The sequence below is a fragment of the Rhizobium sp. NFACC06-2 genome, from assembly GCF_900101425.1.
Classification (GTDB): Bacteria; Pseudomonadota; Alphaproteobacteria; order Rhizobiales; family Rhizobiaceae; genus Agrobacterium; species Agrobacterium leguminum.
Map to the genome: position 1 here is coordinate 1 of NZ_FMVA01000033.1, position 10,204 is coordinate 10,204.

General features: G+C 61.0%; 8 protein-coding genes. 2 read left to right on the forward strand and 6 right to left on the reverse strand.

Annotation, left to right across the window (positions count from 1 at the left end):
• On the forward strand, window positions 1-291 hold a 291-nt coding region (locus tag F3H58_RS26795), incomplete at its 5' end, for a transposase (RefSeq protein WP_149744413.1).
• 288 nt (window positions 292-579) lie between these two features.
• Window positions 580-1,542 carry a 2-hydroxyacid dehydrogenase gene (locus tag F3H58_RS26800; RefSeq protein WP_149744414.1) on the forward strand — a complete coding sequence of 321 codons (963 nt, stop codon included), beginning with the start codon at window positions 580-582 and terminating at the stop codon, window positions 1,540-1,542.
• Window positions 1,543-1,760: 218 nt separating this feature from the next.
• Here F3H58_RS26800 and F3H58_RS26805 read toward each other — a convergent pair whose 3' ends face one another.
• The 6 genes from F3H58_RS26805 to F3H58_RS26830 form a co-directional block, all read right to left on the reverse strand.
• Window positions 1,761-2,888, reverse strand: a complete 1,128-nt coding sequence (locus tag F3H58_RS26805; RefSeq protein WP_149744415.1) for a Gfo/Idh/MocA family protein — start codon at window positions 2,886-2,888, stop codon at window positions 1,761-1,763.
• 224 nt (window positions 2,889-3,112) lie between these two features.
• On the reverse strand, window positions 3,113-3,925 hold the full coding sequence (gene iolB, locus F3H58_RS26810; RefSeq protein WP_003519834.1) for a 5-deoxy-glucuronate isomerase: 813 nt from the start codon (window positions 3,923-3,925) through the stop codon (window positions 3,113-3,115).
• Window positions 3,926-4,115: 190 nt separating this feature from the next.
• Window positions 4,116-5,024, reverse strand: coding sequence for a myo-inosose-2 dehydratase (iolE, locus tag F3H58_RS26815; RefSeq protein WP_149744416.1), 909 nt, complete (start codon window positions 5,022-5,024; stop codon window positions 4,116-4,118).
• 1 nt (window position 5,025) lies between these two features.
• Window positions 5,026-6,852 carry a 3D-(3,5/4)-trihydroxycyclohexane-1,2-dione acylhydrolase (decyclizing) gene (iolD, locus tag F3H58_RS26820; RefSeq protein WP_149744417.1) on the reverse strand — a complete coding sequence of 609 codons (1,827 nt, stop codon included), beginning with the start codon at window positions 6,850-6,852 and terminating at the stop codon, window positions 5,026-5,028.
• Window positions 6,849-8,765: a bifunctional 5-dehydro-2-deoxygluconokinase/5-dehydro-2-deoxyphosphogluconate aldolase gene (locus F3H58_RS26825; RefSeq protein WP_149744418.1), complete on the reverse strand. Its 1,917-nt coding sequence runs from the start codon at window positions 8,763-8,765 to the stop codon at window positions 6,849-6,851. The genes iolD and F3H58_RS26825 overlap by 4 nt, the downstream gene beginning before the upstream one ends.
• Before the next feature lie 208 nt (window positions 8,766-8,973).
• Window positions 8,974-9,789, reverse strand: a complete 816-nt coding sequence (locus tag F3H58_RS26830; RefSeq protein WP_149744419.1) for a MurR/RpiR family transcriptional regulator — start codon at window positions 9,787-9,789, stop codon at window positions 8,974-8,976.
• Window positions 9,790-10,204 lie beyond the last annotated feature (415 nt).

The window sequence follows — 10,204 nt, forward strand, 5'->3', positions numbered from 1 at the left end:
GACAGTTCGCCCGGCGGCATGGCGGCGCTTGCAGGCCTTGCCCCCTTCAATGCCGATAGCGGCATTCACCGCGGCCAGCGCCATATCCGCGGCGGACGAAAGCGCGTTCGCGATGCCCTCTACATGGCGGCGCTGGTGGCCTACCGGTTAAAGTCGCCATTCGCCCGCATGGTTCAGGCCATGCAGGCCAAAGGCAAACCGTTCAAGGTCATGATCATTGCCATCGCCCGCAAACTGCTCGTCATCGCAAACGCCATGCTCAGGGATAAAACCACATTCCAAGCAGCTTGAAACAACATGCATCAATACAGTTGCCAGCCACCGCGTGTCTACGCGGTGAAAAGACTCTCTAAGCCCAAGGACTTGGGCTCGCTGGATGCCGGATCCAGTCCGGCATGACGGTGAGGGTGCTTAAAAAAATAGGCATGAAACTTCCGTCTGCCCCCATAGCATCCCCTTATTGCCCTTTTCACGGCCGTCTTTGTTTGAAAGGATCGCCGCCCAGAGGAGCGGGATGGCGAAAGGTTCGCCTGAAACCCGCTCCGGCTATCGGAATGTTATCAGGAGGAATATCCGCTCATGTCTGACAAAGAGGCCGTCGTTCTCGTTCCCGGCAAGATAAACCCGCGCGTTCTCGAACGCCTCGAAGGCAAGGTCGAGATCGTCACGGTGCCTGCCGGCGCCGAGCCGGTTCTGCCTGATGGTGCGGCCGAGCGTGTTAACGCCATTGCCGTTTCCGGCGTCGTCAACTCCAAATGGATCGATGCGCTGCCGAAGCTCGAGATCATCGCCAATTTCGGTGTGGGTTATGATGGCGTCGATGCCAAACATGCCGCTACGCGTGGCATCGTGGTGACGAATACGCCTGATGTGCTGAACGACGAGGTGGCCGATACGACGATTGCGCTTTTGATCAACACCGTGCGCCGCCTCTATCAGGCCGAGACCTGGTTGCGCGATGGCAGATGGGTTGGCGAAGGCCCCTTTGCTCTGTCGCCGTTTTCGCTGCGCGGCCGCAAGGTGGGTCTCTTTGGCATGGGCCGCATCGGGCAGGAAATCGCCAAGCGGCTGGAGCCTTTCAAGGTGGAGATCGGTTATCACACCCGCAGCAAGCGGGATGGCCTCCCTTACACCTATTACGGCTCGCTGAAGGAGATGGCGGAAGCCGTCGATATCCTCATCTGCATCGTGCCGGGTACGCCGGAAACGCATAAGGCGATCAACGCCGAAATCCTGACGGCGCTGGGGCCTGAGGGCGTGTTCATCAATGTCGGGCGCGGTTCCAGCGTCGATGAGGATGCGCTTCTGCAGGCGCTTAAGAGCGGTGCTGTGGGTGCTGCCGGTCTCGATGTGTTCTATGCCGAGCCGAAGGTGCCGGAAGCCTTCCTGTCGCTGCCGAATGTCTCCCTGCTGCCGCATGTCGCCTCCGCCTCGATCCCGACGCGCAACGCCATGGCCGATCTGGTGGCCGACAATATTCTCGGCTGGTTCAGGGATGGCAAGGTGCTGACGCCGGTGCCGGAAACGCCGGTCAAGGGGTGAGGCCTGTTGGCAGGCCCTGACCAATATCCTCTGATGAGGCGAATGGCTTTGTCCGCTCACAAATCGCGCGCACCGTCACCCCGGACTTGATCCGGGGTCCAGCGCGATCAAGTCTTTGATCGCAAAAGAATTGTTTCTCACGGCGCAGACGCGCCGTGGCTGGATACCGGCTCAAGGCCGGTATGATGGAAGAGAGGTTTTCGTCCTTTGTGGGCGTTCTATTCCGCAATCTCCGAGCTTCCCACCCATCGCCCTTCGGCAAACGACCGGGCCATGGCGTGAATGCTGCGCTCGATCTTCAGGCCCTCCTCGAAATCGATGATATGGGCCTTTTTCCCCTCGATTGCCGTGATCAGTTCCCGGCATTCGATCACCTTCAGATCGTTAAAGCCGAGGCCGTGGCCGGGGGCGGGGATGAAGCGGTCATAGGGCTTGTGGTGCGGCGCGGTGAGGATGGTTCTGAAACCCTGCTCTTCCGGGCGTCCATCCGTGGTGTAGAGCTGGAACTCGTTCATCCGCTCCTGATCGAACAGGATCGAGCCGGTGGAGCCATAAATCTGGATGGCGATGCGGCCCTTGCGGCCCCAGGCGGAGCGGTTGGCGATGAGCACGGCGGAAATGCCGCCTTCGAGCTTCAGGAGCACGCTGGCAAGATCATGCGTCTCGACCGCGCGGTCACCACCGCCGGCAAGCGGGCGGGTTTCATAAGGTTTCACCATGTCGGTGATGGCGCTTTCGGCATGGCCGAAGAGGGCGAAGAGCAGGGACAGAGGGTGCACGGCAAAATCGTCCAGCGCGCCGTAACCGGAGGAGGCTTCGCTCTTCCAGTAGAAGGGCTGGGTGGCGTCGGCCATGAAGTCCTCGTCCATTTCGGCGCGGACGTGATAGACCCTGCCGATGGCGCCTTCGTCGATCAGGCGGCGGATATGGCGGATGACGGGGTTCTGAATGTAGTTGTAGCCCATCGCTGCCGCCTTGCCGGAGCGGCGGGCCGCATCGCGCATCTTCACCGCGTCGGCAAAGGCGGGCGCCATCGGCTTTTCGCACCAGACATGTTTGCCGGCCTCAAGGGCGGCAATCGCCATTTCCGGGTGGAAGGCGTTGGGCGTGGTGACCGAGATCACGTCGATCTCGGGGTCGGAAAGCAGGTCGCGCCAGTTGCCCGTCGAGCGGGCAAAGCCGAACTCGGCGGCTTTCTTCGCGGCAAGCTCGGGATTTACTTCCGCGAGCGTCACGAGGCGGGGGCGTTCCACATCGCCGAAGACGCTGGTGACATTGTTCCACGCCAGCGCGTGGCATTTGCCCATGTAACCGGTGCCGATAAGGCCCACGCCAAGAGCGGCCATGGTATTCTCCTCCCGAATTATTGGAATAAAATCAATTTGTTAATTGCGTTTGTTGTGTGCTGAGATGGTCTCAAGACGTGTCTTCGCGCACTCCCTCATCACAGGAATCCAGCCGACGCGCGTCTGCGCGACGGAAAGACTCCTTTCAGCCCAAGGACTTCGGCTGGCTGGATCCCTGTGACAAGCCCAGGGATGAGGAGGCGGCGGTGTTTGCCTGAAATGCCTTACGGATTATCCCGCTTGAAAATCCAGTCGTGATCCGGGTGGTTCTTGAAGCGCCATTTGCGCATCGGCCCGGCCATCACGTTCAGATAATACATCTCATAACCATAGGGCGCGCCGCAGGGGTGGTGGCCCTTGGGCACCAGCACGACATCGCCATCCGACACCGCCATGGTCTCATCCAGCGAACCGTCTTCGGTAAAGACGCGCTGGAAACCGAAACCCTGCGCCGGGTTGAGGCGGTGATAATAGGTCTCTTCCAGATAGGTCATGTCTGGGTAGTTATCCTCATCATGCCGGTGCGGCGGATAGGATGACCAGTTGCCCGACGGCGTGAAGACTTCCGTTACCAGCAGGCTGTCGGCCACATCGCGCTCTTCCATGGCGATGGGGAAGATGTAACGCGTATTGGCGCCCTTGCCCCGCTCGGTGAGCTGCACGCCGTTCGGGCCGATCTGCTGCGCCTCGCGGCTGCCTTTTTCGCCGGGCGCGGTGCAGACACCGACGGTGCAGTCGGTCGTGGCGGTCAGCGACCATTCGGAACCTGCGGGGACATAGACGCAGTGCGGCGGCTTGCGCTCGAACACATTCATGCGGTCGCCGAGTTCACCGAAATCCTTACCGCCTGCGGAAATCGTCGCCTTGCCTTCAACCAGCACGAGGATGACTTCGGTATCGCCGGTGTTTTCCGCCGCCGTTTCGCCCGGCTTCAGGCGGTAGAGGCCGAAACCGACATAACCCCAATCCGCGCTTTGGGGCGTGATATCGTGCACCTTGCCGCTGGTCGCGACCGGCTTGCGCAAAAGTGAGGTCATGGTGGTGTTCCTTTTTGGTCAGTCGTTCGTCGGTTCTTGCCGTCTCGTCACCCCGGCCTTGAGCCGGGGTCCAGCCGACGCGCGTCTGCGCGGCGGGGACAACTCTTTTCAGCCCAAGGACTTGGGCTGGCTGGATACCGGCTCAAGGCCGGTATGACGGGCGGGGTATGCCGCCCGTTATCGGTTCAGCTCAAGCAGCCTCAGCCTTATCCAGCCCTGCCTCGCGCGCGAACGCCTTCAGCGATTTTAGCCCGAGGCTCTGATATTCGAACGGGTTGCGCACGTCAGGGTCCTGCTCGGCCTCGATCACCAGCCAGCCGCTATAACCATGCTCGGCCGCCACCTTCAGCACCGGCGGAAAGTTCACGCCGCCTTCGCTGTCGCCGGGAACGGTGAACACGCCGCGGCGCACGCCTTCGAGGAAGGAGAGCCGCTCACCCCGAACCTGATCGGCAATGGCAGGGCGCACGTTCTTGGCATGGATATGGCCGACACGACCCATGTATTTCTGCGCAACGCGCACGGGATCGCCGCCGCCGAACAGGCAATGGCCGGTATCGAGCAGCAGATGCGTCTTCGGGCCGGTGTGTTTCATCAGGAGATCGATTTCCTCTTCGCTCTCGACCACCGTTCCCATGTGGTGGTGATAAACGAGGGTGATACCCTGTTCTGCGGCAAAGGCGGCCAGCGCCTCGACGCCCGCGCCGAATTTCGCCCAGTCCTCGGCCGCAAGGCGCGGACGGTCGACCAGCGCCTTGTTGTCATCGCCGTGAATGGCATTGGAGGTCTCGCAGACGATGATGACCTTAGAGCCCATGGCCTTCAGCAGGTCAAGCGCCGGCTGCATCGCCTTCTTTTCGGACTCGATGTCGTCGGTCAGAAGGTTCAGCGAATGCCAGCCGGAGACGAAGGAGAGGCCGCGCGGCAAAAGCACGCCCTTCAGGCCTTCCGGCTCGGTCGGGAACTTGTGGCCCTTCTCGATGCCGTCGAAACCGATCTTGGCGGTTTCATCGAGGCATTGTTCGAGGCTGATATGCGCGCCCAGCGTGCGGTCGTCGTCGTTGGACCAGGCAATCGGGTTGGTTCCGTAACGGATCATCTTACTGTCTTTCCTTGACATGGTTTTCATAACGGACGCGGGCCGGGCCGATTTCGGCGCGGTCGGAAACTTCAGGCACCGCGACATCCCACCAGTGACCGCCGGCCTGCGGCGTCGGGTAAGGGTCGGTATCGATAACGATGACGGTGGTGCGGCTGGAGGCACGGGCTGCCGCAAGCGCCTCTTCCAGCTCGGTTATGGTGGAAACCTTGCGCGCATCAGCCCCCATCGAGCCCGCATGGGCCACGAAATCGATGGCGATCGGGTTGACGTTGGTGTGGGCGTAGAGATTGTTGAACTCCGCGCCGCCGGTTTCCATCTGAAGGCGGTTGATGCAGCCGTAACCGCGATTGTCAGTGATGACGAGCGTGATCTTCACGCCCATGGCAACCGATGTCGCAAGCTCGGAATTCATCATCATGTAGGAACCGTCGCCGACCATGACGATCACGTCGCGGTCCGGTTCCGCCATCTTGATGCCGAGGCCGCCGGCAACCTCATAGCCCATGCAGGAGAAGCCGTATTCCATGTGATAGGAGAGCGGCAGCTTGGATTTCCACAGCTGGTGAAGTTCGCCCGGCATGGTGCCGGCCGCGCACATGACGACGGTATTGTCACGCGACTGGCGCTGCACCGCGCCGATGACCTGCATGTCGGTGGGCAGGCTGTTGGCATTGTCCTCGCCCGGTGCCGCCGTATCGGCATCGGCCTTTTTGAACCATGCAGCCTTGAGACCGGCATCCGGCGCCGCAAAACGGTGGCTGCCAAGTGCTGCGGAGAGCTTTTCAAGCCCGATCTTCGCATCCGCCGTCAGGCTGATCGCATCGTGCTTGGCGCTGTCATAGGGCTGAACGTTGAGCGCCAGGATTTTGCGGTTGGGGTTCTTGAACAGCGCCCAGGAGCCGGTGGTGAAATCCTGAAAACGGGTGCCGACGCCGAAGACCAGATCGGCCTTTTCGCTGATGATATTGGCGCTTTCCGCACCGGTGACGCCGACAGGACCGAAATTGAGATCGTGATCCCACGCCAATGCCGATTTGCCGGCCTGCGTTTCGACGACGGGAATGGAATGGGTTTCGGCGAAGCGCTTCAGGGTTTCGGTAGCGCCGGCAAAATGCACGCCGCCGCCGGCAACGATGATCGGGTTCTTCGCCGCCTTGAGCGCAGCGACGGCCTCTTCGAATTCCACCACATCCGGCTCAGGACGGCGCTGGCGCCAGACCCGCTTTTCGAAGAAGCTTTCGGGATAATCATAGGCTTCCGCCTGCACATCCTGGCAGAAGGCGAGCGTTACCGGGCCGCAATCGGCCGGGTCCGTCATGGTGCGCATCGCGCGGGGAAGGGCGGTGAGCAACTGTTCCGGCCGCATGATGCGGTCGAAATAGCGGCTGACGGGACGGAAGCAGTCATTCACCGTCATGGTGCCGTCGCCGAAATCTTCGAGCTGTTGCAGCACGGGGTCCGGACCGCGATTGGCGAAAACATCGCCCGGGATCAGCAGGACGGGCAGGCGGTTGACGTGGGCCAGCGCTGCCGCCGTCACCATGTTTGCCGCGCCGGGGCCGATGGACGAGGTGACCGCCATGGCGCGGCGGCGGCGCAGCTGCTTGGAGTAGGCAATGGCAGCATGGGCCATGGATTGCTCGTTCTGGCCGCGATAGGTCGGCAGCTCGTCCCTGATGCCATACAGCGCTTCGCCGATGCCGGCGACATTGCCATGGCCGAAAATGGCCCACATGCCGGCGATATAGGTTTCGCCATGTTCATTCATCTGCGCTGCCAGGTAACGAACCATGGCCTGCGCAGCCGTCAATCTGATTGTCTTCACGCTGCCTCTCCCTTTTTGGCGCGCGCCTCATCCCAAATGCGGCACAGGCTGGTATAGCGCTGCGCCATATCCCTGACCGCTTCCTCATCGGTCATCTTGCCACCGAGCCAGCTGCGGGCGGCATCCGCGAAAATCGTGCGGCCAACGGCGAAACCTTTGACCAGATCGAAACCGGCGGCAAGGCGGAAGCTCTCTTCCAGTTCGCTTTGCGGCGCGTCGAGACCAAGAACGACGATGCCCCGCACGTATGGATCGTTGCGATGCACAGCGTCGCAGGCGTTTTTCCATGCGGCGCGGGTCTTCATCGGCTCCAGCTTCCACCAGTCGGGATAGACGCCGATTTCGTAAAAGCGCTCGATGATGCGGGCGGCGGTCAAATCGTCGGTCGGGCCGACCTTGGAGGGAATGACCTCCAGCAGCATTTCCAGCCGGTTGCGGCGTGTCGCCTGGAACAGGCGCATGACCGTCTCTTCCTGCGCGGCGCGCATCTCATCCGTATCGTCGGGATGATAGAAACACAAAACCTTGACGACATTTTCAAGCGGCCATTCGGAAAGACCGCCGAAATCCTTGCCGAGATCGGGTTCCAGCGTCAGTGGGCGCGAACCCGGCCATTCCACCGGGCGACCGATCCACAGGCCCGAGCCGCTGGCGGCAAACAGCGCGTCACGTCCGAGACGGCCATCGCAGAGAATGCCGTAACCCGGCCTGTCGCCTGCAACATGCTGCGCAGCCTCAAGGCAGAGTTTCTTGAAAGCGCCGATCTGCTCGTGCTTGACGCCAAGCTCGTCGGCGATGGCTTCCAGCTGCATGCGGTGATCGAAGGCGAAGACGCGCATCGTGTCCCAGTCGCCTTTCCGGTTGGTCGACCAGTGCACCTGCTCCAGCGCCTCGTCCTTGCGCAGCGCCTTGTTGCGAATGCCGGCCTTGAAGAAATATTGCAGTTCTTCCCAGCTCGGATAGGCGGGCGTGCATCCATGGCGGGAGACGGCGAAGGCGCCGCAGGCGTTGGCATATTTCAGCGTCGTCGGCCAGTCTTCGCCGCGCAGCCAGCCGCGAAACAGCCCGGCCATGAAGCCGTCGCCGGCACCGAGAACGTTGAAGACCTCGATTGGGAAACCTTCACCCGTCTCGCCATCGTCGAGGCTGGCAGGAATTTCGCCGGTGAAGACCGAAGCACCCATCGGGCCGCGCTTGCACACCAGCGTCGCAGTCGAGACCTTGCGCACGGCGTTCAGCGCGGTCAGCGTATCGGTGGAACCGCCGGCAATGTGGAACTCTTCCTCGGTGCCGACGATCAGGTCGAAGAGATGCAGGGTGGATTGCAGCTTGGCGGTGACCTTCTGCGATTCGACGAAACGGCTCTCGCCATCGCCATGGCCGGCCACACCCCAGAGATTGGGCCGATAATCGATATCGAGCGCGGTCTTCGCGCCATTTTCGCGGGCGAGTTTCAGCGCCTTCAGCACGGCCGCTTCCGTCTTCGGATGCGACAGATGCGTGCCGGTGGCGCAGACGCAAGCCGCCTCGGCGATGAAAGCGGGATCGATATCGTCTTCGCTGAGCGCCATGTCGGCGCAGTTTTCACGATAGAAAATCAACGGGAACTGGTTCTGGTCACGAATGCCGAGCAGCACCAGCGCGGTCAGCCGCTCCGGATCGGTCTTCACGCCGCGCACGTCAACGCCTTCGCGCACCAGCTGTTCACGGATGAAGCGGCCCATATGTTCATCGCCGACACGGGTGATGACGGCGCTGTTGAGCCCGAGGCGCGCAGCGCCGGCTGCGATATTGGTGGGAGAGCCGCCGATATATTTGGCAAAGGAGGCCATGTCCTCCAGACGGCCGCCGACCTGCGAACCGTACAGATCGACAGACGAGCGCCCGATCGTGATGAGATCAAGTTTTTTCAAAAGGTTCCTCCTTAGCACCGCACCTCGGTACGGTCTGCCTCACATGTCTGGAGCGGCATTCAGGCGACGATCGCCCGCATCTTTCGCCATCCCGCTCCGATGAGCCTCCTCCGCTCATTTTCGTTCGTCACGAGACGGACGATTATGGAATGCCCGTTTCATGGATTTGGATCATAAATTCTATTTTTTCCGTTTTCAATAAAAATATTCAGGCTGTTTTGCGGGTTCCCACAGCCACGGCCAGCGTAATGGCCAGACAGAGCGTGGCGGAAAGCGAGCGGAATGCGCCGAAATCGATCTCGGTGACGGTCAGCAGCGTCGCACCGGATTTCCGCAGCGGATTGACGGCGGAATCGGAAAGGGCCACGACCGGAATACCGTTGACGCGGGCGTTTTCCGCCAGTTCCAGCGTCTCAGTGGAATAGGGCGAGAAGGTGATCGCGATCAGCGCGTCGTCGCGGGAAATGGCGCTGATATTGCCGAGCCCGCCGACCGCACTGTGCAGAACCGCCGGCACCTTCATCTTCTCGAACGCGTAAGCCAGATAGCTGGCAATGGGGAAAGAGCGCCGCAGACCGATGATATGCACGGTGCGCGCCTTCGCCAGCGCCGAAACCGCCTCGTCAAGCTGGCGGGTATCGACCGATTTCAGCAGCATTTCCAGCGAGGAACGGCCGGCTTCCACGAATTCGGCAAGCAGGCCGGAAGCGCTTTCATCGCCCTTTTCCCGCAAATGGTCGAGTCGCGTGGCATAATCCGGCCAGCCGCCGACATAGGAATCACGGAACAGCCGCTGCATTTCCGAAAAGCCGGAAAAGCCCATGATCTGGCAAAAACGCATGAAGGCCGAGGGCTGTACGCCAGCCCCTTCCGCCATTTCGGCGACGGTGGAAACGGCGATGCGATCCTGATTGGAAGCGACATAATCGGCGCATTGCCGCAATCGTTTCGGCAAACCCTCCGCGACCTGGAGCAGCCGCTCCTCAAAAGCCTTTACGGATTCTGGCGCCTCGATTGCCGTCATTGTCGTTCCTTTGTGCAGACTGAAATCGTGTGCACTTTAACTGCAATGGAATTTTTATTCCATTGGGTTTTTTGAGGAAGAGCAAATGAGACGGCGGGCGCTTTGTGTGAGCGGTCACCCTCCGTCATTCCGGCCTTGAGCCGGAATCCTGTGTATTGGATTTGTGCTATGTAGAGTGCGGGCGGAAGGCCGTCGGAATCCTGGTCGTTAGAGACCGCCTGCTGGCTTTTGGACCTCCGCCCGCTCTTGATGATCCCAACCTGAACAGTTGATGGAGGCCGTGAGCGCGGACCTCGTAGCACAGGATGAGGCTTGCCATGGTACACCCTGTTTACATCGGATGCGACGTCTCAAAGGCACATCTGGATCTTTTCGATGCCGCGACACAAAAAGCCGTCCGCATCGCCAATACCGG

Bases quoted from the DNA above. Each gene is read 5' to 3' on its own strand.
- F3H58_RS26800 (WP_149744414.1), top strand. From the start codon at position 580: ATGTCTGACAAAGAGGCCGTCGTTCTCGTTCCCGGCAAGATAAACCCG.
- F3H58_RS26805 (WP_149744415.1), bottom strand. From the start codon at position 2,888: ATGGCCGCTCTTGGCGTGGGCCTTATCGGCACCGGTTACATGGGCAAA.
- iolB (WP_003519834.1), bottom strand. From the start codon at position 3,925: ATGACCTCACTTTTGCGCAAGCCGGTCGCGACCAGCGGCAAGGTGCAC.
- iolE (WP_149744416.1), bottom strand. From the start codon at position 5,024: ATGATCCGTTACGGAACCAACCCGATTGCCTGGTCCAACGACGACGAC.
- F3H58_RS26830 (WP_149744419.1), bottom strand. From the start codon at position 9,789: ATGACGGCAATCGAGGCGCCAGAATCCGTAAAGGCTTTTGAGGAGCGG.